This window comes from Micromonospora sp. DT15, from assembly GCF_049841475.1.
GTDB lineage: Bacteria > Actinomycetota > Actinomycetes > Mycobacteriales > Micromonosporaceae > Micromonospora.
The window spans coordinates 56,355-80,502 of sequence record NZ_JBNCKJ010000016.1; the positions used below are offsets into that span (position 1 = coordinate 56,355).

26 protein-coding genes are annotated in these 24,148 nt (G+C 71.1%); 11 read left to right on the plus strand and 15 right to left on the minus strand.

Annotation, left to right across the window (positions count from 1 at the left end; all coding sequences use genetic code 11):
* Positions 1-1,188, minus strand: a complete 1,188-nt coding sequence (locus ACLQ3F_RS29025; protein WP_425852680.1) for a spore photoproduct lyase family protein — start codon at positions 1,186-1,188, stop codon at positions 1-3.
* A gap of 157 nt (positions 1,189-1,345) precedes the next feature.
* On the opposite strand from ACLQ3F_RS29025, the gene ACLQ3F_RS29030 reads away from it, so the two are divergent.
* Entirely contained in the window at positions 1,346-2,653 is a 1,308-nt protein-coding gene (locus ACLQ3F_RS29030) for an RICIN domain-containing protein (protein ID WP_425852681.1), read from the plus strand.
* Here ACLQ3F_RS29030 and ACLQ3F_RS29035 read toward each other — a convergent pair.
* A complete protein-coding gene (locus ACLQ3F_RS29035; RefSeq protein ID WP_425852683.1) occupies positions 2,648-2,872 on the minus strand; it encodes a hypothetical protein in 225 nt (74 codons plus the stop codon). The two genes, ACLQ3F_RS29030 and ACLQ3F_RS29035, sit on opposite strands and share 6 nt — an antisense overlap.
* 220 nt (positions 2,873-3,092) lie before the next feature.
* On the opposite strand from ACLQ3F_RS29035, the gene ACLQ3F_RS29040 reads away from it, so the two are divergent.
* The 3 genes from ACLQ3F_RS29040 (at position 3,093) to ACLQ3F_RS29050 (ending at position 6,633) form a co-directional block, all read left to right on the plus strand.
* Positions 3,093-5,090: a GTP-binding protein gene (locus tag ACLQ3F_RS29040; RefSeq protein WP_425852684.1), complete on the plus strand. Its 1,998-nt coding sequence runs from the start codon at positions 3,093-3,095 to the stop codon at positions 5,088-5,090.
* A gap of 83 nt (positions 5,091-5,173) precedes the next feature.
* On the plus strand, positions 5,174-5,299 hold the full coding sequence (locus ACLQ3F_RS29045; RefSeq protein WP_357204657.1) for a hypothetical protein: 126 nt from the start codon (positions 5,174-5,176) through the stop codon (positions 5,297-5,299).
* Positions 5,300-5,433: 134 nt separating this feature from the next.
* Positions 5,434-6,633 carry an RtcB family protein gene (locus tag ACLQ3F_RS29050; RefSeq protein WP_355009123.1) on the plus strand — a complete coding sequence of 400 codons (1,200 nt, stop codon included), beginning with the start codon at positions 5,434-5,436 and terminating at the stop codon, positions 6,631-6,633.
* A gap of 42 nt (positions 6,634-6,675) precedes the next feature.
* On the opposite strand, the gene ACLQ3F_RS29055 is transcribed toward ACLQ3F_RS29050, so the two are convergent.
* The 8 genes from ACLQ3F_RS29055 to ACLQ3F_RS29090 form a co-directional block, all read right to left on the minus strand.
* Positions 6,676-7,467 (minus strand): maleylpyruvate isomerase family mycothiol-dependent enzyme, encoded by a 792-nt coding sequence (locus tag ACLQ3F_RS29055; protein WP_425852686.1) that lies wholly within the window; start codon positions 7,465-7,467, stop codon positions 6,676-6,678.
* Positions 7,468-7,579: 112 nt separating this feature from the next.
* Positions 7,580-9,073 (minus strand): MFS transporter, encoded by a 1,494-nt coding sequence (locus tag ACLQ3F_RS29060; protein ID WP_357264196.1) that lies wholly within the window; start codon positions 9,071-9,073, stop codon positions 7,580-7,582.
* Positions 9,074-9,106: 33 nt separating this feature from the next.
* A complete protein-coding gene (locus ACLQ3F_RS29065; protein ID WP_425852688.1) occupies positions 9,107-9,736 on the minus strand; it encodes a TetR/AcrR family transcriptional regulator in 630 nt (209 codons plus the stop codon).
* Between the two features lie 149 nt (positions 9,737-9,885).
* Positions 9,886-11,232: a glycosyltransferase gene (locus ACLQ3F_RS29070; protein WP_425852690.1), complete on the minus strand. Its 1,347-nt coding sequence runs from the start codon at positions 11,230-11,232 to the stop codon at positions 9,886-9,888.
* Entirely contained in the window at positions 11,229-11,411 is a 183-nt protein-coding gene (locus ACLQ3F_RS29075) for a hypothetical protein (protein ID WP_355009118.1), read from the minus strand. The genes ACLQ3F_RS29070 and ACLQ3F_RS29075 overlap by 4 nt, the downstream gene beginning before the upstream one ends.
* A 378-nt stretch (positions 11,412-11,789) precedes the next feature.
* Positions 11,790-12,689, minus strand: coding sequence for a Gmad2 immunoglobulin-like domain-containing protein (locus ACLQ3F_RS29080; RefSeq protein ID WP_425852692.1), 900 nt, complete (start codon positions 12,687-12,689; stop codon positions 11,790-11,792).
* Entirely contained in the window at positions 12,686-14,158 is a 1,473-nt protein-coding gene (locus tag ACLQ3F_RS29085) for a sensor histidine kinase (RefSeq protein ID WP_425852694.1), read from the minus strand. The genes ACLQ3F_RS29080 and ACLQ3F_RS29085 overlap by 4 nt, the downstream gene beginning before the upstream one ends.
* Before the next feature lie 11 nt (positions 14,159-14,169).
* Positions 14,170-14,850 carry a response regulator transcription factor gene (locus ACLQ3F_RS29090; RefSeq protein WP_355009115.1) on the minus strand — a complete coding sequence of 227 codons (681 nt, stop codon included), beginning with the start codon at positions 14,848-14,850 and terminating at the stop codon, positions 14,170-14,172.
* Between the two features lie 165 nt (positions 14,851-15,015).
* Between ACLQ3F_RS29090 and ACLQ3F_RS29095 the strand changes: the two genes are divergently transcribed.
* From ACLQ3F_RS29095 to ACLQ3F_RS29115, 5 genes are all read left to right on the plus strand, one after another.
* Entirely contained in the window at positions 15,016-15,330 is a 315-nt protein-coding gene (locus tag ACLQ3F_RS29095; protein WP_425852696.1) for an L-rhamnose mutarotase, read from the plus strand.
* Between the two features lie 215 nt (positions 15,331-15,545).
* A complete protein-coding gene (locus ACLQ3F_RS29100) occupies positions 15,546-15,959 on the plus strand; it encodes a DUF6069 family protein (RefSeq protein WP_425852697.1) in 414 nt (137 codons plus the stop codon).
* A gap of 39 nt (positions 15,960-15,998) precedes the next feature.
* Positions 15,999-16,352, plus strand: coding sequence for a YciI family protein (locus ACLQ3F_RS29105; RefSeq protein ID WP_425852699.1), 354 nt, complete (start codon positions 15,999-16,001; stop codon positions 16,350-16,352).
* Between the two features lie 20 nt (positions 16,353-16,372).
* Entirely contained in the window at positions 16,373-17,569 is a 1,197-nt protein-coding gene (locus ACLQ3F_RS29110; RefSeq protein WP_425852701.1) for an RNA polymerase sigma factor, read from the plus strand.
* Positions 17,569-18,147, plus strand: coding sequence for a dihydrofolate reductase family protein (locus ACLQ3F_RS29115; protein ID WP_396796820.1), 579 nt, complete (start codon positions 17,569-17,571; stop codon positions 18,145-18,147). Before ACLQ3F_RS29110 ends, ACLQ3F_RS29115 begins: the two co-directional genes overlap by 1 nt.
* A gap of 63 nt (positions 18,148-18,210) precedes the next feature.
* Here the strand turns inward: ACLQ3F_RS29115 and ACLQ3F_RS29120 are convergent, their stop codons facing one another.
* Positions 18,211-18,774 carry an AMIN-like domain-containing (lipo)protein gene (locus tag ACLQ3F_RS29120; RefSeq protein WP_425852703.1) on the minus strand — a complete coding sequence of 188 codons (564 nt, stop codon included), beginning with the start codon at positions 18,772-18,774 and terminating at the stop codon, positions 18,211-18,213.
* Positions 18,775-19,140: 366 nt separating this feature from the next.
* Between ACLQ3F_RS29120 and ACLQ3F_RS29125 the strand changes: the two genes are divergently transcribed.
* Entirely contained in the window at positions 19,141-20,256 is a 1,116-nt protein-coding gene (locus ACLQ3F_RS29125) for a snapalysin family zinc-dependent metalloprotease (protein WP_425852798.1), read from the plus strand.
* A 57-nt stretch (positions 20,257-20,313) separates the two neighbouring features.
* Here ACLQ3F_RS29125 and ACLQ3F_RS29130 read toward each other — a convergent pair whose 3' ends face one another.
* From ACLQ3F_RS29130 to ACLQ3F_RS29140, 3 genes are read right to left on the minus strand one after another with little or no spacing between them, the layout of a single operon-like run.
* Entirely contained in the window at positions 20,314-20,967 is a 654-nt protein-coding gene (locus ACLQ3F_RS29130; protein ID WP_425852704.1) for a hypothetical protein, read from the minus strand.
* Positions 20,964-21,368, minus strand: coding sequence for a YbaB/EbfC family nucleoid-associated protein (locus tag ACLQ3F_RS29135; RefSeq protein ID WP_425852706.1), 405 nt, complete (start codon positions 21,366-21,368; stop codon positions 20,964-20,966). The genes ACLQ3F_RS29130 and ACLQ3F_RS29135 overlap by 4 nt, the downstream gene beginning before the upstream one ends.
* A gap of 21 nt (positions 21,369-21,389) precedes the next feature.
* Entirely contained in the window at positions 21,390-22,433 is a 1,044-nt protein-coding gene (locus tag ACLQ3F_RS29140) for a hypothetical protein (protein WP_425852708.1), read from the minus strand.
* Positions 22,434-22,598: 165 nt separating this feature from the next.
* Here ACLQ3F_RS29140 and ACLQ3F_RS29145 point away from each other — a divergent pair, with 165 nt between their 5' ends.
* Positions 22,599-23,246 (plus strand): hypothetical protein, encoded by a 648-nt coding sequence (locus tag ACLQ3F_RS29145; protein WP_425852710.1) that lies wholly within the window; start codon positions 22,599-22,601, stop codon positions 23,244-23,246.
* Positions 23,247-23,259: 13 nt separating this feature from the next.
* On the opposite strand, the gene ACLQ3F_RS29150 is transcribed toward ACLQ3F_RS29145, so the two are convergent.
* Positions 23,260-24,090 carry a DUF3152 domain-containing protein gene (locus ACLQ3F_RS29150; protein ID WP_357203990.1) on the minus strand — a complete coding sequence of 277 codons (831 nt, stop codon included), beginning with the start codon at positions 24,088-24,090 and terminating at the stop codon, positions 23,260-23,262.
* Positions 24,091-24,148: the final 58 nt, after the last annotated feature.

Here is a 24,148-nt window from a genome sequence, read left to right on the forward strand (position 1 = left end):
TCAGGTCCAGTAGAGGATCCGGCAGGCCGGCACGCGGGCGGTGAGTTCGGCGGTGAACCAGTCGCGCAGCTCGGTCATCTGCTCGCGAGGGTAGACGTACTTCACCGCGCCGAACTTGCCGTGCTTGCGGGTGCGGGACTCCTCGTCCATCTCCAGCCGGGTGCGCGGGTACCAGCCGAGCAGCACCTCCTTGCTGCCCGGCGTGAACCGGTGGGTGATCAGCTCGGCGGTCAGGTCCAGGTCGGGCACCCCGTCGACCGCCGCGCGGACCTGGTCGAGCAGTTCGCCGTAACGCTCCCGCCAGTGCGGCAGCGCGATGATCGGCGCGATGGTCAGCCCGACCGGGTAACCGTCGAGGGCGAGCCGGCGCAGCGCGGCCAACCGGTCCGGCACCCGGGCGGTGCCGCCCTCGAACCGTTCGCTCACCGGGGCGCAGTTGACGCTGAAGCGGACCCGGGTCCGACCGGCGTGCGGCAGCCCGACGAAGGTGTCCACGTCGGCGTACTTGGTGGTCCAGCGCAGTTGCACGGGGGCGTCCCAGTCGGCGAAGTGCTGCACCGCGCGCCGCCAACTGCCGGTCAGGTGCTCCAGGGCGAGCGGGTCGGTGTAGCAGGACGCCTCGAAGGTGGTGCCCTCGTCGGCGCGCCGCGCGTTGCGGCTGGTCACCGTGCCGCGCCCGGCGTACGCGGCCAGCCCGGCGAGGATGTCGTCGAGGTCCGCGTACACCCGGGTCACCGGCGGGCCGGACAGGGATCCGGCGAGGTAGCAGTACTGGCAGTGCGCCGGGCAGCCCTCGGCCAGGTCGACCCGCCAGTCGGCGCTGGGCGCGATGGGTTGCAGCACGCGCCGCGAGGGTGGGCTCACCACTATCGCCATCGTCGACTTGGCCCGGGCATAGGTTTCCCGGTCGTTCTGCCCGCGTACCCCGGTGAGCCGGTTGGCGCGCAGGTGTTCCACCTCGATCCCGAGTGCCCGCACCCGTTCGGCGATCCGTTGGCCGTGCGGGTGGTCGAGCGCGGCGGGGGTGGCCACCACCCGGCTCGGGGTCCAGCGGCGCGCCGACCGGGTCGGCGGCGCGAGGCCGGCGAGGTCGCGGGTCGGCACGCGTTCGCCACTGGCGTCGTGCGGCGCGGCGGGCACGTCCACGGCGAGCGGCTGGTCGACGTCGACGCCGTCCGGGCTGGTCACCGGGCCGGGGTACCCGCTGCCGCAGGAATCCCACCCGTTCGGCCGATCGGCGATTGACGCGATCAGGTCAGAGGAATAACCTTTCGTCTATCTGTAAACCTTGTGAACAGATGTACCTCGACGCGGCGGCGCGCGTCCCCACCGAAGGGACGATCAGGTGATCGCAGAACTCTCCTCCCGTACCAGACGAATCCTGTCGTTGTTCGTCGCCCTGGTCGTCGCGCTGACCGCCGGTGTCGCTGTCAGCGCCTCGCGAAGCGCGCAGGCCGCGCCGACGTTCAAGGTCCTGGCCTTCTACAACGGCACCTGGGACGCCGCGCACATCGACTTTGTCAAGGACGCCCGGGCCTGGTTCCCGCAGGCCGCCGCCCAGCACGGTTTCTCCTGGGAGGCCACCAACAACTGGAGCCTGCTGAACACCTCCAACCTGGCCCAGTACAAGGTCGTCATGTTCCTGGACGACGCGCCGCCCACCGCGCAGCGGGCCGCGTTCCAGCAGTACATGCAGAACGGCGGGGCGTGGCTGGGCTTCCACGTCAGCGCGTGGACCGACAACCCGTCGAGCTGGAGCTGGTACTACAACACCTTTCTCGGCACCGGCTCGTTCCAGACGAACACCTGGGGACCCACCCGGGTCACGATGCGCGCCGACAACCGCACCCACGCCGCCACCCGGAACCTCCCGGCAACGTTCCCGTCGTCGATCAGCGAGTGGTACTCCTGGAGCAACGACCTGCGGCAGAACCCCAACATCGACATCCTCGCCTCGGTCGACCCGTCCAGCTTCCCGGTCGGCACGGACCCCAACCAGTCCTGGTACGGCGGCTACTACCCGCTCGTCTGGAGCAACCGGCAGTACAAGATGCTCTACGCCAACTTCGGTCACAACGCGATGAACTACAGCACCAACACCGGGCTGTCGTCCACCTTCGACAGCGCGCAGCAGAACCAGTTGCTGATCGACGGGCTGCACTGGCTGGCCGGTGTCGGCACCGTCCCGCCGACCACGCCCCCGCCGTCCGACGGCATCTCGCCGACCGCCTGGCACACGGTTGTCAACCGGGGCAACGGCAAGTGCGTGGACGCGCGGGCCGCGGCCAGCGCGAACGGCACGGCCATCCAGCAGTACGCGTGCAACAGCAGCACCGCGCAGCAGTACCAGTTCGTGCCGACCAGCGGCGGGTATCTGCGGGTCAACAACCGCAACAACAGCGCCCAGGTGCTCGACGTGACCGACCGGTCGACAGCCGACTCCGCACCCATCCAGCTCTGGTCCTACAGCGGCGGCAACAACCAGCAGTGGCGGGCCGAGCCCGAGGGCGGCGGCTACTACCGCCTGGTCAACCGCTCCAGCGGCAAGTGTCTCGACGTGCCGGGCGCGTCCACGGCGGACAGCGTCCAGCTCATCCAGTACGCCTGCAACGGCACCGCGGCGCAGTCCTTCCGGCTGGTGCCGCAGTCATAGCTCCACCGCCACGTCCGCGCCGGGGTGAACCGCGACTCGCCCCGGCGCGGACCCGGCGGCGCGAGTGAACCGGGCCGCGACGTCCCGGACGACGGCACGCAGCTCCGGTGGGTAGAGCACGTCGAAGTCGACAGCCAGGGTGCCGAGGAAGGCGGCGAGGTTCCCCAGCGACTCGCCGCCGGTGTGCAGCAGGCAGGTGCGCTCGTCGATCGCCTCCAACAGGCCGGGACGGCAACGACTGCTCCAGCTTGGTCAACGCCCGCAAGGTCTCCTCCGGCCGCGGACGGGGTGTGAGAGCGCCGGTTATTCGGTTGCCCGACCCGACGACGGCCTGCTGAACTACCCGAAACCGCCACCAACCTCCAGGGAGCACCAATGCGCGCTGCGTCGATGTCCGACCAGAAGGGATCTGTCGCCTACCTGAAGGACCTGACGCTGCGTGAAAACCCTGAACCTCGGCATCCTGGCTCACGTCGATGCCGGTAAGACCAGCCTGACCGAGCGGCTGTTGCACGACGTCGGTGTGACCGACCAGCTCGGCCGTGTCGACGCGGGCAGCACCCAGACCGACACCCTGGCACTGGAACGGCAACGCGGGATCACCATCCGCTCGGCTGTCGTCTCCTTCGTGCTGGACGACGTGACAGTCAACCTGATCGACACGCCCGGTCACCCGGACTTCATCGCCGAGGTCGAGCGGGTGCTGGGTGTGCTCGACGGCGCGGTGCTGGTGATCTCCGCGGTGGAGGGGGTGCAGCCGCAGACCCGGGTGCTGATGCGAACTCTGCGCCGGCTGCGCATCCCGACGCTGATCTTCATCAACAAGGTCGACCGGGCCGGGGCAGACCCCGACCGGGTCTTCCAGGCGGTCGCGGAGAAGCTCACGCCGAGCGTCGTGGCGATGGGCGCGGTGGCGATGCCGGGGACCCGCAGCGCCCACTGCACGACGTACGGGCCCACCGACCTCGCCTTCAGCGACCGGCTGCTCAACCTACTCACCGGCCAGGACGACGTGCTGCTCGCCGACTGGGTGGCGGACACGTCCGCGCTGCCGTACTCACGGCTACGCGCTGCGTTGGCGACGCGGACCAGCCGCGCGCTGGTGCAGCCCGTGTACGCCGGCTCGGCGATCACAGGTGCCGGGGTGCACGCGCTGATCGCCGGGATCACCGAGCTGTTGCCCACCGTCCAGGGTGACGCCGACGCCCCGGTCTCCGGCACCGTGTTCGCCATCGAACGGGGTCCAGCCGGAGAGAAGATCGCAGTGGTCCGGCTCTTCGCCGGCACGATCCGGGTTCGCGACCGGGTCCGCGTCGGCGCTGTCGACGCTGAACTGGTCACTGCCGTCCGAGTCGTCGCCCAAGGGGCCGACGTGGTGGCGTCGGCGGTCGAAGCCGGTCACATCGCCCGGTTGTGGGGCCTCAGGCGCGCTCGGATCGGCGACCCGGTGGGCGTGCCACCCGAACGTGCCGGCACCGACCGCCACTTCGCGCCACCCACCCTGGAGACCGTGGTGGTGCCGACGCGCCCCGCAGACCGGGTCGCGCTGCACGCCGCGCTGATCCAGCTCGCTGAGCAGGACCCGCTCATCAACCTGCGGCAGGACGACCGTCAGCACGAGATCGCCGTGTCGCTCTACGGCGAGGTGCAGAAGGAGGTCATCCAGGCCACCCTTGCCGACGACTTCGGCCTGGGGGTGACGTTCCGGGAAACCAGCACGGTGCACGTGGAGCGGGTGTGCGGCGTCGCTGGGGCGGTGGAGGTGATCGCGGTGGCGCCCAACCCGTTCCTGGCCACCGTCGGGCTGCGGATCGCGCCGGCGCCGACCGGTGCCGGCGTGACGTTTCGGCTCGGCGTCGAGTTGGGTTCGATGCCACCGGCCTTCTTCACCGCCGTGGAGGAGACCGTCCGCCGAACCCTGCGCCAGGGCCTTCACGGGTGGGAGGTCCCCGACTGCGAGGTGACGTTGACTCACGCCGGTTACTGGGCGCGGCAGAGCCATTCCCACGGCACCTTCGACAAGAGCATGTCCAGCACGGCGGGGGACTTCCGCAATCTCACCCCGTTGGTGCTGATGGCCGCACTCGCTCGTGCCGGCACCCGCGTCCACGAGCCGGTACACCGCTTCCGGCTGGAGGTGCCGGGTGACGTCCTCGGCACGCTGCTGCCCGCGCTCACCCGGCTGGACGCGGTGCCGACCGAGGCCACCGGGCAGGGCGCGTCCTACCTGGTGCAGGGTGAGATCCCGGCCGGTCTGGTGCACGCGCTGGAGCGTCGCCTGCCTGCGCTGACCCGGGGCGAGGGCGTGCTGGAGACCGAGTTCGACTGCTACCGGCCGGTGCGTGGCCCCGCCCCCGTCCGGGCCCGCTGGGACAACAATCCGCTGGATCGCAAGGAGTATCTGCTGGCGGTCGCGCGCCGGGTCGGCGGCCGGTAGCGTCGATATCCATTGCGGACGCGCGGCAGCCCTCCTACTGTCGTCGGTGCACCGTCAACCGAGCAACCCGGAGGGAGTACGCCATGTCGCGACGTGTCCGCACCGACGCCCGCTGGTGTCTGCTCCCCGCCGGCACCCCTTTGCCGCTCACCGCCAACGCCCGTGCCTACCGCCCAGCGCGGCGCAACGAGCCGGGGTGGCGCGACTGACGCCGACGCCGACGCTGACGCGTCCGCCGGCCGCCCATCCCCACCGGGATCGGGCGGCCCTTTCGTATCCGCGCACCACCGCTGGCCGCCAAATATGATCATTAACGGTCGCCGCGCGACAGAAGGAGACCACTATGGGATTCACCCCCCTCGCCGGTACCCGGGCACCGGTCCGGGTCTGGACCGACCCGTACGCCATCGAGCCGCAGGCCGCCAAGCAGCTGCGCAACATCGGCGCGCTGCCCTGGGTGCAGGGTGTCGCCGTCATGCCCGACGTGCACTTCGGCAAGGGCGCCACGGTCGGCTCGGTGATCGCGATGCGGCAGGCCGTCTCGCCGGCCGCGGTCGGCGTCGACATCGGCTGCGGGATGTCCGCGGTGCGTACCTCGCTGACCGCCGCCGACCTGCCGGACGACCTGGCCGGGCTGCGCTCCGCGATCGAGGCCACCATCCCGGTCGGCTTCGCCCAGCGCACGGACTCGGTCGACACCCGTCGGATCCGGGGCCTGGAGCAGGCCGGCTGGGACGACTTCTGGGGTCGGTTCGCCGGCCTGGACCGGCGGGTGGCGCAGCTGGAGACGCGGGCGCAGCGGCAGATCGGCACCCTCGGCGGGGGCAACCACTTCATCGAGGTCTGCCTGGAGCAGGGCGGCGCGGACGAGGGGCGGGTCTGGCTGATGCTGCACTCCGGGTCCCGCAACATCGGCAAGGAGCTGGCCGAGCGGCACATCGGGGTGGCCCGAAGGCTTCCGCACAACGTCGACCTTCCGGACCGGGACCTGGCCGTGTTCCTCGCCGGAACGCCGGAGATGGACGCGTACCGGCGGGATCTCTGGTGGGCGCAGGAGTACGCGCGGCGGAACCGGGCGGTCATGCTGGCCCTGCTCTGCGGTGTGGTGCGTGAGCACTTCCCGCAGGTCGGCTACGACGAGCCCATCAGCTGCCACCACAACTACGTCTCGGAGGAGAGCTACGACGGAGTGGACGTGCTGGTGACCCGCAAGGGCGCCATCCGGGCCGGCCGGGGTGACCTGGGCATCATCCCCGGGTCGATGGGCACCGGGTCGTACATCGTGCGAGGGCGGGGGAACCCGGACGCGTACTGCTCGGCGTCGCACGGGGCGGGGCGTCGGATGTCCCGGGCGCAGGCCAAGCGGACGTTCAGCACGGAGGACCTGGCCGCGCAGACCGCCGGGGTGGAGTGCCGCAAAGACGCCGGGGTGGTCGACGAGATCCCCGGCGCGTACAAGGACATCACCGAGGTGATGGCCCAGCAGGAGGACCTGGTCGAGGTGGTCGCGCACCTCAAGCAGGTGGTCTGCGTGAAGGGCTGACGTGCCGTGCGGGCCGGGGAGACCGGCCCGCACGGCCGCTGGTCAGAAGCCGACGAAGACCCGGCGCAGGTCGTCGAGGGTCACCGGGCCGGTCACCTGCACCCCGTCGGGGGTGTGCTGAGTGCCCAGCCGTCCGGTGGCCAGCCGCAGCCACGCCTCGGCCGGGGCCACCAGCTCCCCGTCGGGGCGCTCCGGCGCGTCGACGATCTCGACCTTCTCGCCCAGCCGCAGCCCGAACGTCCGCTCGGGCGCGTGCAGCCGGACCAGCACCGTGGCCTCCCGGCCGGCCAGCTCCTGGGGCCGGCTGGTCCAGGCCAGCATGCCGCCGATCTGGTCGAGCAGCAGCGCCACCGCCCCCGGCGTCACCGCCGCGAACCTGTTGAACGCCACCTCGGCGTCCCACTGGTGCAGGGCGAACTCGCTGAGCCGGAAGCGGGCCGCGGTGGCCACGTCGACCGGCTCCGGCAGGAAGCCGAGGTCGATCCGCATCGAGGCCCGGGTCTCGGCGTCCAGCGCCTCGTACGCCTCGACCAGCCGTTCGTTGGTGGCGAGGAACCCGGCGGCGTGCTCGGCCGGGGACATCGCGTCCCAGCGCGCCCAGACGCCACGGTTGAAGTCCCCGTCCGGGCCGGGCGCGCCGGAACGGGCAGCGTCCAGCGTCGCCAGGTTGATCTCGGCGCCGCTGCCCAGGTGGCTCAGCACCTGGGAGACCTGCCACTCGCTGGCCCCCGACGGACGCACCAGGTCGTCCTCCTTGAGGTCCCGTACGAGCGCGGCGAGCTCCTCGTGGCCCGCGCGCAGAGCGGTGATGATCTGGTCAGCAGGGGTCGACATGGATCTCCTCAAACGGATTTTTCGACGATGGTCCGGACGCTACCGGACGTGGCCGCCGGCCGGCCCGCCCCGGTGTCGGGCGCGTTCCGGCCGGCGGCCACGTCGGTCAGGCTCAGCCCATGTGCACTGTGTTGCCGGTCGGGATGTCCTCCTTGCGGACCTTCACCAGGACCAGGGTGGCCAGTCCGGCGAGCACGATCAGCGCCGCGCCCCAGGCGAAGGCCACCCGGTAGCCGTGCACCAGCGCCTCGACCTGGTTGACCGGATTCGGCGCCCGGCCGACCAGATAGGCGGCGACCGCGCTGGTGTAGAAGGTGTTCAGCAGCGCGGTGCCGAGCGAGCCACCGATCTGCTGGGTGGCGTTGAGCGTCGCGCTGGCCGCGCCGGCGTCGTGCTCCGGCACCCCGACCAGGGCGAGGCTGGACAGCGGGACGAAGGTGAAGCCCAGCCCCAGGCCCAGGACGACCTGCGCGGGCAGCAGGTGGGTGAGGAAGGAGGTGTCCACGTCGATCTGGGTCAGCACCAGCATGCCCAGGGCGGCGAGCACCGAACCGGCGACCATCAGCGGCTTGGCACCCAACCGGGGCATCAGCTGGCTGGCGCCACCCGCGGCGATCAGCACACCGGCGGTGACCGGCAGGGATGCGAGACCGGCTTCGAGGGGCTTGTACTGCAACACCACCTGGAAGTAGAAGGTCAGGAAGAGGAACGCCCCGAACAGGCCGGCGCCGATCAGCGTCGAGGTGAGGAACGCCCCACCCCGGTTACGGTCCAGCACGATCCGCAGGGGCAGCAGCGGGTGGCTGGAGCGCAGCTCGACCACCACGAAGGCGGCGAGCAGCACCACGCCCGCGGCGATGAAAGCGAGCGTCGCGGTGGCGTCCCAGCCGTCCTCGGCGGCCTTGGTGAAGCCGTAAACCAGGGAGACCAGGCCGGCGGTCACCAGGATCGCACCGGGTACGTCGTAGCGGGTGTTGCCGTGGGCCCGGCTCTCCGGCACCAGTGGCAGCGCGAACGCGATGGCGATGGCGGCGACCGGGATGTTGACCAGCAGGCACCAGCGCCAGTCGGCGTACTCGGTGAGCACACCGCCGAGCAGCAGGCCGACCGCCGACCCGCCGCCGGCGATCGCGCCGTACACCGCGAAGGCCTTGGCCCGCTCGGTGGCCTCGGTGAACAGGACGGTGAGCAGCGCCAGCGCGGCCGGGGCGAGCAGCGCGCCGAAGGCACCCTGCAACGCGCGGGCGGCGAAGAGCATCTCACCGGTGGTGGCCAGTCCGCCCAGGGCGGAGGCGAGCGCGAAACCGGTCATGCCGACCAGGAAGGTGCGCTTGCGCCCCCAGTAGTCCGCGATCCGACCGCCGAGCAGCAGCAGACCACCGAAGGCCAGCGTGTAGGCGGTGATCACCCACTGCCGGTTCGCGTCGGTGATCCCCAGGTCGGCCTGGGCCTGCGGCAGCGCGATGTTCACGATCGTGGCGTCCAGGACGACCATCAGCTGTGAGACCGCGATGACCGCCAGCGCGATCCAGCGCCGCGGGTGCGGTGCGCCAGTCGACGGCCCGGCGTTGGGCGCGCCGGGCGCGGTCGAGGTGGTTCCGGGCATGGTGAAGCCTTCCGTGTTGCGAATATCGGTGAATCAGGCCGGCGAGGGACGGTCGTGCTGATAGCGGAGTACCGGGATCAGCACCTGGTCGACGACCTGGGTGAGGAACGCGTCATCGGCGGGTAGGCCGTGCGCGACGATGCGGGACATGGTGAGCGCGGGCGCCAGATCGTGGAACAGCTCCCGCTCGCCGGCCTCCGGCGGAATCTCCCCGCGCGACGCGGCCCGGACCAGGATGGCGGTGGTTGCCACCCGCCCGGCCGGCAGCACCTGGTGACGCACCAGGCGTTCCAGCTCCGGGTTGGTCCGCATGGCGAAGGTCAACGCTTGCATGAGGTCACAGTCGGCCGTGCAGATCGCGGCCGTGGCCCGCAGCAACTCGATCAGGTCGCCGCGAAGGGAGCCGGTGTCGGGCGGGTTGTGAACACCCACCTGCCGGTCGCGCAGGGCGGCGACGACCAGCTCGGCCTTGCCGTCCCAGCGTCGGTAGATGGTGGCCTTGCTGACGTGGGCGCGGGCGGCGACGGCGTCGATGGTCATCCGGTCGTAGCCGACCTCGCGCAGGGTGTCGATGACGACGGTGAACAGGTCGCTGTCGGTGCAGCGCGGAGCCCGGGCTGCCGGCACCCCGGCGCCCGCGCCCACCTGTTGACCACCCAGCATCTCGACCCCCCGCGAAACGATGTCGTACTGACCATAGTTCGCGGTTGGCTGGTCGTGCAGGGTTTCGTGAGTTGCCTCGCACTCGGCCGACGAAACGGTGACGTTTCACCTGGAGTCAGCCCGGCTGTCAGGATCGGCCCGGGTCGTGGTCAGGAACCCAGCGCCACTTCCACCTTCTTGCGGGTGCCCCAGCCGGTGCGCCAGCAGGTGGCGACGCCGTACCAGCGGATCGCCCGCAGCACGACCAGGGCGAACACCACAGCGACGGGCGTGAGGAGCCAGGTGCCCCACTGGTACGCCGTCGACTGGTCCGATCGTCGCACCGTCATGTAGCGGAGCGCCTGTCCGTACCCCACGATCAGCGGCACAGCCACCAGCCACGGAATCGCCCGCGGATCGGGGTCGATGATCGGCGACAGGACCGCCACCGCCACGAACAGCACCGTCGCGACCACCGTGGCCGCCCAGCGCAGCAGATGCAGCCACCACGCGATCGACCGCAACGACAGGTACCGGACCCGCCACCAGGTCCTGATGAAGCTGCCGCGCATCCAGCGTAGGAACATCCGGCAGAAGTGCCCTGCGTTCTCCGGCATGAGGGAGAACGCGAACGCCGACGGCTGCTGCACGGTGCGTCCCCGGACCATCGCGAAGAGGGTGAGGAGGGAGTCGTCGGAGAAGGGCACCCGCTGGCCGAAGAACGTCTCCGTCAGATACGCACCGAGGTTGTCGCGAACCACCTCCGCGCGGTAGGCGGCGATCGGGCCCGAGTTCACCCACACACACCCGAACACCGACAGCGACGACCGGTCGGTGAGCTGCCCGGTCACCAGCCACAGGTCGGTGAACCGGGTGAGGAAGCTGCTGCGCACATTCGCGGCCATCACCACCCCCGCGACGGACTGCACCGCCGGGTCGGCGAAGGGCTTCAACAACTCCCGGAGGGCGTTCGGGTCCGAGATGGTGTCCGAGTCCACCGTCCAGTAGATGTCGGCTGCCGGTGTCGACCGCACCGCGGCGGCCTGGGCGTGCCGCTTCCCGGCATTGGGTTGGATGTGCCAGGCGGCGATGATCCCGTGTACGGGGGCGACGTCGAGAAACCACCGCTTGACCGGCTGGTAGCCCTCGGTCAGCTTCGACCCGTCGTCCACCACGTAGATGGTGTCTGGTTTGCGCGTTTGGAAGATCATGGATTCGAGGCAGGCCCGCAGCGCGCCCGGATCCTCGTTGTACGCCGGCACGATACCCACCACGTGCAGAGCGTCGAGGTGCCCCTGCATCCGGTCGGTGACCACGGCGGGCTTCTCCAGATAGGAGGTGCCGAGCTGCCAGATCAGCAGCAGAAACATGGTGGCGTACGCGAAGGTGAAGCGGTGACCGCCTCCGTCGATGGCGCCGATCACGGCGAGGACGTGATGGGCGGTCCACGCCGCCGCGGCGGCCAGGACGACCGCCGCGGCGAACAGGACACGACCCCTCGTGACGCTCGCGGTCACTGTCCGACCGACTGCTGACGACGGAACGTCATTCGGATCATGATGAAGCCGACGAGGACGGCGGTCGCTCCGGTGAGGGCGATGGTGAGCGGCAGGGGGAGGGCGTAGCCGCCGATACCGGCCGCGCCGCCGATCGTGACAACGCCCATACCGGTACGGGGAAGGCTGCCACCGGACATGATGTATCTCCGCTCTGTGAGGGATGGTGAGGCTGTCGCGGCGACCGACGCGACTCCGATACGGCCGATCGCCACAGCGCTGAACAGCGAATATGACTCTGCGCAACGACGCGCTCACGTTGGCAAACATGTCTGTGCAGGTCAATCTCGAAGTTCACGGGGGCGGTCGTCCGGTCCGGTCCGACGAACCGTCCCGCTGCCGGCGTGTCGGAGACGTTCTCACCGGCTCCATGGCGTGTGACCTGCGCTTTCGCCGATTGGCCGCGCCAGCCCGGAGAATGCCGACGAGGAGCCGCTCTGTCGGGTAGACGTCAGGCCCGCATGTCGATGTCGACAAATGGATGACGCACCGGGTTAACACCCTCTCGGGCAGGGCGGTCAGTTGCGAGGTGCGAGGACCACCGGCACTGCCATCGTGTGGATCCGCTCGCCGTTCTCGGCCGACACCTCGTACACCTCGACGGTGCCCTTCTGCTCGCGGACCGTGCGCCACCCGACCACGACGCGGTAGCCGCCCCGGCAGCCGCTGCCGCAACTGGCGGCGCCGAAACCGGTGGCCACCTGCCGGCCGGCGGCGTCCAGCACCCGGACGCTCACCGTCGCCTCGAACACGGTGGCGGTGCCGGTGACGACGAGGGGAGCGGAGACGCGCTCACCGGGGATCGGGCCGGTGACCACGATCGGTGGCAGCAGGTCCGCGTAGTCCGCCCGGTCGACCGGGGCCGCGTCGTCGAGGCGGACCTGACGCACGCTGGGGAACTGGGTGAGCGTCCACACCACCTGCGCCTCGCGCAGCCGCTGGGTTGCCGGGTCGCCGACGGACGGCACCCGCAGCGTCGCCATGCCGTCGGCGATGCGGGTGACCTCGACCCCGGCCGGAAGCAGGGTGATCATCCCGGTGGCGGCCTCGGCCGGGGTCGGCCCGGCGGCCAGTTCCGTCAGCGCCAGCCGGGACGTCGCGACAGTGCCCGGCCGGGTGCGCCGGGTCGGCACCAGCAGCCCGGCGCGGACGTACCACAGCTCCACTGTCACCGGGTCCAGCCGGTGCGTGCCGGTGGACGCCGTCGTCGACGGACCCGGCGGCCGGTTCGTGGCTCGTGGTGTCGGTGCCGCGGCCCGGGTCGGGGTGGGTTCCGGCCGGTCCGTGGGTGCGACGCTCGGCGGCGGCGCGGTGGGCGCCAGGCCGAGGTCACCGGAGCGGGACGTGCCGCAGCCGCCGAGCAGGAGCGCCGCGACCAGCGCCGGTGCGCCGAGCCTGACCGCGCCGCGGCCGGTCACCCCACACCACCTGGCGTGCCGGCGGTACGCCCAACCGGACCCGGGTGGGCGGCGCCGTCGTCCGGGTCCGGCAGGTCACCGTGCTGGCCGGCGGGCACGGCGACGGGCAACTCCAGCCGGAACCGGGTGCCCTCGCCCGGTTCGCTGCGCACGCTCAACGCGCCGCCGAGCACGTCGGCGTGCTCCCGGGCGATGGCCAGCCCGAGCCCGCTGCCCGGCGCGGAGCGGGACGGGTCGACCTGGTGGAACCGGTCGAACACGCGGGGCAGGTGCTCGGCCGGGATGCCCGGCCCCTCGTCGGTCACCTCGAAGACGACCAGAGGCCCGGCGCCCACCACGCTGGCCGTGATCTCGCCACCGCCGTGCTCGACCGCGTTGGCGACAAGGTTGGCCAGCACGCGCTCCAGCCGACGCCGGTCGGTGCGGGCCGCCACCGGAGCACCGGTGACCCGCACCCGGGGCGACCAGCCGCGCGCCGCCACGATGTCGTGCAGCAGCGCCAACGCGTCGACCGGCCCGACGGCCAGTTGCTCCTGCCCGGCGTCCAGCCGGGAGATCTCCATCAGATCCTCGACCAACCGGCGCAGTCGGACCACGTCGCCGACCAGCAACCGGGCCGCCGGCCGGGCGTCCTCGGGCAGTTGGTCGAGGTGCTCGCGCAGCAGCGACGCCGCGGCCACCAACGCGGTCACCGGGGTACGCAGCTCGTGCGCGACATCGGCGGTGAAGCGCCGCTCGCGGGCCTGCGCGGCCGACAGCGCCGCGATCTTCGACTCCAGTGCCTCGGCCATCTCGTTGAAGGTCGCCGCCCAGACGCTGAACTCGTCGCGCCCGCGTACCGGCAGGCGGGTGGCGAGCAGCCCTTCGGTCAGTGCTCGGGCGGCCCGGCTGGCCCGGCCCACCGGCTCCAACGTCCGGCGCGCCAACGCGTGACCCACTGCGGCGGCGAGCAACACCACCAGCACCCAACCGGCCACGAGAGCGGTGCGTAGCTGACCCAGGTCGGTGGCGACGTCGTCCTCCACTGTCAGGACGTACAGCTCGGCGGTCGAGCCGGGGATGCGCCCACCGATCACCAGCAGCCGAGGACGCTCCGCTGGCGCGGAGCGCTGATAGCCGAGCCGCCCGTCCGCGACGACGGCCCGCAACCGGGTGCCCAGCACCGGGGCGTACGCGGGGTGCGAGGCGCGAGTCGGGCCGTCGACGAGCAGCACGTGCCGACCACTGGCCTCGAAGCTGGTGAGCAGTTCGGTGCTGCGCTGCTCGGTCAGCGGCAGGAACTGCCCAGCGAGAACGAGCTGGTAGCGGGCGTCGGCGGCGGCCTCGTGCAGCGACGCGTCCAACCAGGACTGCCGCAGCAGCAGCCCGGTCCCGCCGGCGAGCAGCCCGGCCGAGACTCCGGCGACCAGGACGAACGCGATCGTCAGCCGGCGCCGCAGGCGCCCGGGCAACACAGCGCGTCCGGCCATCGCCGCCCCCGTCAACCCGTCGACAGTTTGTAGCCGGCGCCACGTACGGTCCGGATCAGCAGTGGCTGCGCCGGGTCGTCCTCGACCTTCGCGCGTAGCCGCTGCACCGCCACGTCGACCAGTCGGGAGTCGCCGAGGAAGTCGTGGTTCCAGACCAGGTCCAGCAGCAGTTCCCGGGTGAAGACCTGACCGGGCCGGCGGGCCAGCTCCAAAAGGAGGCGGAACTCGGTGGAGGTGAGCGCCACCTCCCGGCCGTGCCGGCGGACCACGAAGCCGCCCGGGTCGATCTCCAGACCGCCGACCTCGATGACGGTCGAGGGGGTCGGCAGGCTGACCCTGCGCAGCACCGAGCGAACCCGGGCCACCAGCTCGGGCAGGTCGAAGGGCTTGCGCAGATAGTCGTCCGCGCCGCACTCCAGCCCGACCACCACGTCGATGGTGTCGGTGCGCGCGGTCAGCATCAGGATCGGCACCTGGCTGGTGCGCCGGATCTCCCGGCAGACCTCCAGACCGTCGAGGCCCGGCAGCATGATGTCGAGCACGATGAGGTCGACCGGGTGGGCGCGGAACGCGGCCAGAGCCTGCCGCCCGTCCACAGCGGTGTCGACCCGGAAACCGGCGCGGCGCAGACCGAGGGCGGTGACCTCCCGGATCGAGAAGTCGTCCTCGACCACCAACACGCGGCCCTCCATCACCCGAGGGTAGACCCGGCGCCACAGTGCGTAGTCCTGGCGGAACGGCCGACATCGGCGGCCGGCTGGCCCCCTCCGAGCGCCGCCGAACCGCTAACGTCAGGTGCTTTCGGCACCCCTGGATCAGCTCACACGAAAGGGCACGACGTGAAACGTCATGGCTGCGTGATCCGACTCCGCCCCGAGCAGCGGGAGACCTACCTGAAGTTGCACGCCGCCGTCTGGCCGAGCGTGGAGAAAACGCTGCGCGAGGCGAACTTCCGCAACTACACCATCTTCCTCCACGACGATCTGCTCTTCGGCTACTACGAGTACGTGGGCGAGGACTACGAGGCCGACCTGCGGCTGATCGAGGCGGACCCGCAGACGCAGGAGTGGTGGAAGGTGACCGACCCGTGTCAGGAGTCGATTGCCGAGCCCGGCTCGGGGGACTGGTGGGCTCCGATGCGCGAGGTCTGGCACCTGGCCGACGAGGCTTAGGTCGACGGTGTCGATCATGGAGTTGTGGTGCCCGTTTTGGAGACTGACGGTCGCCTTTGTCACCCACCACAACTCCATGATCGGCGAGGCGGCGAGGTCGTCTCGAAAAATCGTCGACAAGAATTCTGGGCGTGCTGTCGATTGGGACCGGTTCGGTTCGTAGCCCTGGTGAGAGCCCGGCATCGCAACGGGCCGCACACCCACTGGAGGGCACGATGACCGCCACTGCGAACACGACCCGCGCCACCACGCCGAACGTCGGTGCGCTGATCCGGACCGGTGTCGCCGCCACTGTCGCGGCGAGCGTCGCCACCATGGCCGTCGCCGCCGTCGGACATCTGGCCGGGATCAGCCTCGCGCTGGGCGGCGCCCCGATCCCCGTGACGGGGTTCGGTGTGCTGACCGCTGTCTTCTCGCTGATCGGCGTGCTGATCGCCGGTGTGCTGGCGCGTTTCGCCCGGCACCCCCGGGTCACGTTCGTCCGCACGACCGTGGTGCTGACGGTCCTGTCCCTGGTGCCGGACGTGATCGCCGACGCCGGGATGGCCACCAAGGCGCTGCTGATGCTCACCCACCTGGTCGCGGCCGTGATCGTGATCCCCGCCCTCGCGCGCCGCCTGGCCGCCTGACCTGCACCCGTCCCACCATCGAAGTACCGGAGGATCGTCATGAAGCAGTACCTGCTGTCCGTGCACTTCGTCGAGGGCTCGCCGACGCCGTCCGACGAGGAAACGCAGACCATGTTCAGGGAGACCGGCCGGATCAACGACGACATGCAGGCCGCGGGCGCCTGGGTCTTCGGCGGGGGACTCACCTCGCCGGAGAGCGCCACCGTCGTCCGGGTCGAGAACGGCACCACCGCCATGAGCGACGGACCGTTCGCCGAGACGAAGGAGCACATCGCCGGGTTCTGGGTCATCAGGTGCGCGGACCTGGACGCGGCGCTGGCCTGGGCCGAGAGGTGCGCGGCGGCCTGCGGCCCGGTCGAGGTGCGCCCCTTCGACGACCTGTCGCAGGCCTGACCGGCAGCCGGTCTTCCGACATGGACCTGGCGACAATCTACCGCGCGGAGTACGGCCGCTGCGTCGCCACCCTGGCCCGCCTCCTCGGTGACATCAACCTCGCCGAGGAGGCCGTCCAGGACGCCTTCACCACGGCGCTGCAGAAGTGGCAGACACTGCCGCCGAACCCGGGCGCCTGGATCGTGACCACCGCACGCAACCGTGCCGTCGACCGTCTTCGGCGGGAGTCGACCCGCGAGGCCCGCCACGCTCAGGCCCTGCTGCTGTATCACCAGGATGATCCCTCGGAGGTGGGACCGGTGCGGGACGACCAGCTGCGACTCATCTTCACCTGCTGTCACCCGGCGCTGGCCCCGGAGGCGCGGACGGCGCTCACCCTGCGCCTGCTGGGCGGTCTCGACGTACCGGCGATCGCCCGCGCCTACCTGGTTCAGGAGGCGACCGTCGCCCAGCGCATCGTGCGCGCCAAGAAGAAGATCCGCGACGCCGCCATCCCGTACCGGGTACCGGCCGAACATGAGCTGCCGGACCGGCTGCCGCCCGTCCTCACCGTGCTCTACCTGATGTTCAACGAGGGCTACGCCTCCACCGCCGGCCCGTTGATCAGAACGGACCTGTGCGCCGAGGCGATCCGGCTGGCCCGTGAACTCGCCGCGTTGATGCCCGACGAGCCCGAGGCCCTGGGCCTTCTCGCTCTGCTGCTGCTGACCGAGGCGCGCCGCCCGGCCCGGCTCGGCCCGACCGGCGACCTGGTGCTGCTGGCCGACCAGGACCGGTCACTGTGGAACCGGCAGCTCATCACCGAGGGCCACGACCTGGTCCGCCGATGCCTGCGCCGCAACCGGCCCGGCCCGTACCAGATCCAGGCCGCGATCAGCGCCGTGCACACCGACGGTGCCGCAACCGACTGGCCGCAGGTCCTGGCACTGTACGACCAACTCCTCACGCTCGCGCCAAATCCTGTCGTGGCGCTCAACCGTGCGGTCGCCGTCGCCGAGGTGCACGGGCCGGCGGTGGCCCTCGCCGCGCTGGAGGGCATCGACCTACCGGGCTACCACCGGCTGCCCGCCACCCGAGCCGAACTGCTCGCCCGGCTCGGACACAACGAAGAGGCCCGAGTCGCCTACGACCAGGCCGCGGCTCTGGCCACCAACGCGACCGAGCGGGCCTACCTGGAGACCCGTCGCAACGAACTCACCAGTGAACGGAGAGCATGATGACCGCCACCTACACCGTCGACGTCTTTTCCAGCCTCGACGGCTTCGGCACCACCAGTGGAAACTGGGGCGGCTACTGGGGAAAGCAGGGCCCTGAACTGCTCGCACACCGCCTGTCCGTCTACAGCGTGGATCAGCGCATGGTCTTCGGGGCCAACACGTACCGGGTGTTCGCGCAGATGCTGGCCGCGAGCACCGAGGAGTCCGAGGTCCGCGACGCCTGGGTGACCCGGATGAGGAACCTCCCGGCGACAGTGGTGTCGAACTCGCTGGAAGGCCCCCTCGACTGGCCGGACGGGGCCGTCGTGCGCGGTGACGCGGTCGACGTCGTCGCCCGACTCAAGGAGGAGTCCGCCGTCCCCCTGCGATCGCACGGCAGCCTGTCGTTGAACCGGGCGCTGATGGCCGCCGGACTGGTCGATCTCGTCCAGGTGACGCTCTTTCCAGTGATCACCGGGCAGACCGGTACCGAGCCGATCTTCCAGGGAGCGGCCGACTTCGACCTGGAGTTGATCGAGAGCCGGACCCTCGACGGTCGCACCCAGGAACTCGTCTACCGGCCCACCCTGCACGTGTGAGTCGCGCGTCGCCTGGCCATCCGCCGCGTCCGGCGAATGGCCAGGCGGATCGGCCGGTCCCGGTCACCACTGGTGGGCGACGTCGAGCACCACCCGGCTGTGGGTGCCGGGGCCGGCGAGCACGAGCACCCGGAACGGCAACCGCGCCCGTACGCCGACGGCGAAGGTGCTGTAGCCCTCGAAGCTGCCGCCGAAGACCACGTCGCGCAGCGTCTGGTAGCGCAGCAGATTCGCCACGTGCTCGCCGACCGCGTAGGGCACGGTGCCCAGGTGGTCGTCGTCGTACGCCGGGGCCCGCAGCGAGACCCGCAGCAGCGCCCCGCCAGCGGTGTACGGCGACAGCGCCAGCCCTTCGCCCTCGGTCCACGTCTCGCCGTAGCCGACCGCGTATCCGTCGACCGGGCCGTTGAACTCGAAGACGACCCGGTCGTAGCAGTCGTGCCGGCCGGTGCGTACATCGATCAGCGGGGCGTCGCTCAGCGCGCCGGCCGCCTTCTCCGCGCTGCCCCAGGTGATCCCGCAGTACGCCGCTGTGGTCGTGGTGCCCTCGGCGGCGCTGCTGCCCGCGCTGGCGACCAGCCCGGCGAGGACGACCGTCAACGCGGTCAGTGTGCTCCTGATCCTCATTGTGGTTTCTCCGTTCGGTACCGGGGTCACGTCGCGGCGTCGCTGCCGGTGACCCTCTGCCGCCACCGTCGTCCTGCCCCGGCACAGGAGCTTCGCTGTGACGTAACCGCCGAGTAACGGCAGGTGGTCCCGACCGTCAGCCAGGTCGGCGGACGACTGGTGCTCGGCACCTGGTAGGCACTGATTCGCTGCCGGTATGACGCTTCCGCTATGCCGAACATCGACCGCCGTCACATTAACATCGGCGTACATCGATGACCGGCGGCCGATGGCCGCCGGACGACCGCAGGGGAGTACCCGATGTTCCGAGGACAACTGAGACGCGCGGCGATGGCCATGCTGGTGGCGATCCTGGCGGCGGCCGGGATGCAGCTCGCCACCGGCACGCCGGCCGCCGCCGTCCGGACCGTCTACTACGACGCGAGCCGGACCGGCGAGTTCCGCACCAACTTCGACCAGGCGGCGCAGATCTGGAACAGCCGGGTCAGCAACGTCCGACTCCTGGCCGGCACCCCGGCCAGCATCACCATCTACGTCGACGACGGCTGGCCCCGCGCGCAGCCGACCGGCCTCGGCTCGGGCCGGATCTGGATGGGCCGCACGGCCGTCAACCAGGGCTACGACCGCACCCGCATCGCCACCCACGAAGTCGGCCACATCCTGGGCCTGCCGGACCGGCGCACCGGCCTCTGTTCCGACCTGATGTCCGGCAGCAGCGCACCGGTCTCCTGCCGCAACGCCAACCCCAGCGCCGCCGAGGCGAGCCGGGTGAACTCGCTGTTCGCCGGCACCCTGGCCGCACCGGCCAGCACGACGTACACCTGGAACGACGCCTCGGACATCAGCCCGCTGGTGGTCGGCGGCCGGCCGGCCACGGAGAACTACCCCTTCATGGTGTACGTCTCCGGCTGCACCGGCACGCTGATCAAGGGCAACTGGGCGGTCACCGCCAAGCACTGTTCGACGCCGTCCTCGGTGCGGGTGGGCAGCGTCAACCGTTCCAGCGGCGGGACCGTGGTGCAGGTGACCCGGGCGGTCAACCACCCGAGCGTCGACGTGAAGCTGCTGCAACTGGCCAGCTCGGTCACGTACGCGCCGGCCCCGATCCCGAGCACCTCCGGCGCGGTCGGCACCGCCACCCGGATCATCGGCTGGGGTCAGACCTGCGCCCCGCGGGGCTGCGGTTCGGCCCCGACCGTGGCCAACGAGCTCGACACGTCCATCGTGGCCGACAGCCGGTGCTCCGGCATCAACGGCCCGTACGAGATCTGCACCAACAACACCAACGGCAACTCCGGCGCCTGCTACGGCGACTCCGGTGGCCCGCAGGTGCACCGGGTCAATGGAGTGTGGAACCTGATCGGCGCCACGAGCCGGGCCGGCAACAACAACTCCACCTGCGCCACCGGCCCGTCCATCTACGTCGACCTGCCGTCCATCCGGTCCTGGATCAACACCCAGGTCGGCGGCCTACCCGTCTGACCAGCTCGGACGCTGCGGGCGGAGGCGCTACAGGCGACCTCCGCCCCTCGGCGCGTGTTAAGGGACCGGGCCACCCGCGGCGGCGAGTGCCTTCAGGAATTCCCGGAGACGGCGCGCGCGGCGAAACCGCCCCTCGAAGAGGCCGATCTGCCACGCGGCGGGGCTGTCGACGCTGCTGCGCCAGTGCTCGGCGAGCTTCTGCGTGTCAGCGTTCGCTGTCAGCGCCTCCGCTGCCGCGGGTGGCAGGTCGAGGACGAGGAGCGGGCCCCCGGGGCTGTCGTGCTCCACGCGAACGCCGCTGAGCGCACGGGCCGGCAGCCGCAGGTCCCACCAGGCCGGATCATCCGGGTCGGCGTCGGCCAGTTCATCGGCCCACACTCCGCGCAGTCGGCCGCGGACCTCCCCGTCGGTGACCGACAGCATCGGAAACCCGGCGCCGCCGGCGTACCAGGCGCCAGCGCCGATATTCGCGATCAGCAACAGCAGAGGAACAGCCACCACCACGGCGGGGACAGCGACGAACGGCAGCCACGGCACCAGCGAAGCCAGTGGCGCGGTCACGAGAAGGGCCAGGAGCCCGGCGACCATCAGGCCGAGAACCCCGCCGACAGTCATCGGGCGCATCTGATAACCGGCCTTGATCGGCCGCAGCGTGCCGAGCACCCGCAGCAGCCGTCGACGCATGCGCAGCTCGGGCGCCTCGGTGCTCACGGCTGGCCGAGGCCGGCGCGCAGCTGCTCGAGTTTGTCCTGCTGCGCGTCGACGAGCCGCCGATACTGGGCGACCTGTTCCTGAGCCTGCCGTACTGCGTCGGTGCCGTACACGTCGGCGCTCTGGGTCACCTGCGAGACCGCGTCCGCCAGGCTGGCGCTGGCCGCGTCGGCGGCCCGGCCAGCGGCGGAAAGGATCGCCTCTCGCAGCTCGTAGGTCTGCATCCGTCTGGTGCCCGCCGCCAGGTCGATGTCGACGAGGCGACCGCTCGCGTCGCACGTCGCGCGCACCAGCTCCGCGTCGTCGGTGCCCTCGCCGCTGAGGTTCTGCATGGCGGCGGCGAACCGGGTCGCCTGCTCGGCCATCCCTTCGATCCGGCGTTGCACGTCTGGGTCGATCACGAAGGCTCCTTACAGCGGAGGTCAGGCGAAGTTCTCGCCGACGCGGAACTCGGTCAGGTCCGGTGTGCCCGCCGCACCGTCGTCCGGCAGCGCCAGCAGCTTCAGAAAATCCTTGGCAAGCCCGTTGATGAGTGCCAGGACCAGCCCGCCCAGCGCGGTCACCCCGGCGATCATCGTGGTGGTGGAGCCGGCGACAGCGGCCCCGGCCGCCTGGATGATCGGCTCCAGCGCGGGGGCGAAACCGGGTATGAGTTGGGCACCGCGCATGGTGATCAACCAGGTCAGGAACGGCACCGTCATCGCGCCCAGGGCGAGCCACAGGCCGGTGAGGGCGATGTCCAGAGAGTGCAGGGTCTCGCCGAGGGTGCGGATGTATGCGCCAAGCTCGTCGAGATGGGCCTTGAGCTTGGTCGACATGATGACGAAGCTGTCCTTGCCCTGGCCCTTCCAGGTCGCGGTCGCCGCCGAGCAGATCTTGTCGAAGTTCGCGTTGAGCGCCTTCTGCAGATTGTCGCCGTGACGAATCAGATCGGCACCGGCCTGGGCGATACCGATGGGGTTGGCCACGAACAGGGCCGCGCCGGTCACACCGACGATGAACGTCGGGCACAGCGCGGCGCAGGCCGACAGGCCAGCCATGATCGCGCCGATCTCCGCCAGCGTGATCGAGGCACCAGCGGCGACGAGCAGCGCCGGATCCTGGGCGAGCTGGCCAGCACTGGTCCTGCCGTAGGCATCGCCGAAACTGCTCGTCGGCACCGGCGTGCCACCGAACCCACCCACGTGCAGGTTCTCCGCGCGCTCGTACTGATCCGCGACGACGCCGAGTTTCTCGCCGATCTGCCGACACACGTCCGCAGCACCCCGCACGTCCTTCACGAGGAATTCGACGCGCTGGATGTAGGCCGCCTCCGCCGCCGACAAGGCGATGCCGAAGCCGGGCGCATCGATGGCGGAGTTGCGGGCGAACTCGTCCGCCTCGTTCGCGTAGTCCTCAGCGATCGTGGTGCCAAGGGTTCGCGCACGCTCCCGAATGTCAACCGGGTCCACCGCGAAATCGACCATGCCGCCCCCTCGCTGCCCGCCGCGTTCCTGGCATCGTAGGCGAGGAGGGCGCAGCCGGCTGTCCTCGAACCTGACACGCGTTCGTCGCCCCGGTGTGCGGTGTCACCCACGCGATCCCACTACGCGGTACGGTGCGTGGCATATCGGCATATCGGAGGTGGCGTCATGCCTACCGTCGTCGTCCTCGCGCTGACCCTCGCCCTCGCGCCCGCGCCGTCCCCGTCGGCCACCTCGAATCCGCTCGGTGACATCGTCGGCGGCATCGGCCAGATCGTCGACGACCTGCTCGGCGGCGACACGCCGAGCGCCGCTCCGACGCCGAGCGCCACGCCCACCGCGGCGGCCACGCCGAGTCGGCCGCCGGTCGCCGGTCGGCCCAGCCCGGTGAAAAGCATCGCGATCCCCAGGTCGGCCGGGTCGGCGAGCGGCGTCCCCGCACCCGCCGCCCCGGGTCGCCCCACCGCCGGCGAGGGCACCGGCACCCGTGCGGCCGCCGTGCCCTGGCGCGACGGCGACACCCCCGCACCGACGCCGCCGCCGGCCCTGGCCAACCCCACCCGGAATGCCTGGCCACCCGCGTCGTACCTGCTGGTCGTGGCGGTCCTCGCGGTGCTGGCACTGCTGTTCCTGCGTCGCCGGGCCCCGGCCCCCGCCGCCGCACCCGACCCCGGTCCGGTACCGGACTCGGGGCCCGCGCCGGATCCCGGCCCGGTGCCGGACAACGTCAGTCGACTGCCGACCAGCCTCAACGCCATTTACGAGATGGGTCGGCAGGACGAGCGCCTCGAGCAGGAGCGCCGCCGCCGTACCTGACGGCACGCCGTCCTCATGATGCCGAGTAGGCGCCCTCACGCCGGGGGACCGCGTCGTCGTAGGCCCCGACCGGCCCGCTGTAGCGGCCCTTTCCCTTCGGGTACGGCCAGGCGTTCGCGGTGCAGCCGTGCAGGCCCAGCGTCTGCTGCTGCATCACCGGCGCCGGCCGGCCCCGCCCGGGGCACCGTTCGTGGCCGTGCCCGAGTTTGTGCCCCACCTCGTGGTTGACCATGTACTGCCGGTAGGTCTCCAGTGTCGCGCCGTAACCCGGCACCCCCTTGACCCAGCGCGCCACGTTGAGCACCACCCGGCCACCGTTGCGGCAGGAGGTGTAGGCGTCCGGCACGTCCTGGCAGAGGGTGTCGCGGGTGCCGGGGGTGGCCAGGTAGATGGTGAAGTCGGTCGGATCGCCGGCACCGACCCGGCGCAACCGCCACGCCCCACCGGCCGTCCACCCGCGTGGGTCGTTCAACGTCGCGGTGACCGCCGTGGCGACGTCCGTGGCCGGCAGGCCCCGGATATCGCGCTCCACGGCGACCCGGTAGCGCAGCAAGCTGCCGGCCGTCGCGCGTCCGGGGGCCGTCTCGCCGGGCGCCACCGACCAACGGTTACCGCCGGTGGCGGGGTAGCTGACCGGGATGACGGGGGCGGACCCGGGTCGGACCTCGGCAGCCACGGTCGGCCGCACGACGGATGTCGCCGGTCCACCGGGCGGCGGTCCGGCGGTGACCGGGTCGGTGGCGGGTTGCCCGGCGGCGGGCAGGCCGCACCCGGTGAGCAGCGCCACCACCAGCAGTGACGCCATCGAGGCGGGACCCCAGCGGCGGGTAACCTTCGTCGACATGTCTCTCCCCTCGCGCGTCGCTCGGCGGCGGCGCGGAGGAGAAGACGGGTGACAGTGG

What these genes read in the sequence shown, in the direction of transcription:
- ACLQ3F_RS29065 (WP_425852688.1), bottom strand. Translation starts at nt 9,736, where the DNA reads ATGCTGGGTGGTCAACAGGTGGGCGCGGGCGCCGGGGTGCCGGCAGCC.
- ACLQ3F_RS29120 (WP_425852703.1), bottom strand. Translation starts at nt 18,774, where the DNA reads ATGAGGATCAGGAGCACACTGACCGCGTTGACGGTCGTCCTCGCCGGG.
- ACLQ3F_RS29085 (WP_425852694.1), bottom strand. Translation starts at nt 14,158, where the DNA reads ATGGCCGGACGCGCTGTGTTGCCCGGGCGCCTGCGGCGCCGGCTGACG.
- ACLQ3F_RS29050 (WP_355009123.1), top strand. Translation starts at nt 5,434, where the DNA reads ATGGGATTCACCCCCCTCGCCGGTACCCGGGCACCGGTCCGGGTCTGG.
- ACLQ3F_RS29105 (WP_425852699.1), top strand. Translation starts at nt 15,999, where the DNA reads ATGAAGCAGTACCTGCTGTCCGTGCACTTCGTCGAGGGCTCGCCGACG.
- ACLQ3F_RS29145 (WP_425852710.1), top strand. Translation starts at nt 22,599, where the DNA reads ATGCCTACCGTCGTCGTCCTCGCGCTGACCCTCGCCCTCGCGCCCGCG.
- ACLQ3F_RS29140 (WP_425852708.1), bottom strand. Translation starts at nt 22,433, where the DNA reads ATGGTCGATTTCGCGGTGGACCCGGTTGACATTCGGGAGCGTGCGCGA.
- ACLQ3F_RS29090 (WP_355009115.1), bottom strand. Translation starts at nt 14,850, where the DNA reads ATGGAGGGCCGCGTGTTGGTGGTCGAGGACGACTTCTCGATCCGGGAG.
- ACLQ3F_RS29125 (WP_425852798.1), top strand. Translation starts at nt 19,141, where the DNA reads ATGCAGCTCGCCACCGGCACGCCGGCCGCCGCCGTCCGGACCGTCTAC.
- ACLQ3F_RS29045 (WP_357204657.1), top strand. Translation starts at nt 5,174, where the DNA reads ATGTCGCGACGTGTCCGCACCGACGCCCGCTGGTGTCTGCTCCCCGCC.
- ACLQ3F_RS29060 (WP_357264196.1), bottom strand. Translation starts at nt 9,073, where the DNA reads ATGCCCGGAACCACCTCGACCGCGCCCGGCGCGCCCAACGCCGGGCCG.
- ACLQ3F_RS29110 (WP_425852701.1), top strand. Translation starts at nt 16,373, where the DNA reads ATGGACCTGGCGACAATCTACCGCGCGGAGTACGGCCGCTGCGTCGCC.
- ACLQ3F_RS29075 (WP_355009118.1), bottom strand. Translation starts at nt 11,411, where the DNA reads ATGTCCGGTGGCAGCCTTCCCCGTACCGGTATGGGCGTTGTCACGATC.
- ACLQ3F_RS29055 (WP_425852686.1), bottom strand. Translation starts at nt 7,467, where the DNA reads ATGTCGACCCCTGCTGACCAGATCATCACCGCTCTGCGCGCGGGCCAC.
- ACLQ3F_RS29150 (WP_357203990.1), bottom strand. Translation starts at nt 24,090, where the DNA reads ATGTCGACGAAGGTTACCCGCCGCTGGGGTCCCGCCTCGATGGCGTCA.
- ACLQ3F_RS29100 (WP_425852697.1), top strand. Translation starts at nt 15,546, where the DNA reads ATGACCGCCACTGCGAACACGACCCGCGCCACCACGCCGAACGTCGGT.
- ACLQ3F_RS29115 (WP_396796820.1), top strand. Translation starts at nt 17,569, where the DNA reads ATGACCGCCACCTACACCGTCGACGTCTTTTCCAGCCTCGACGGCTTC.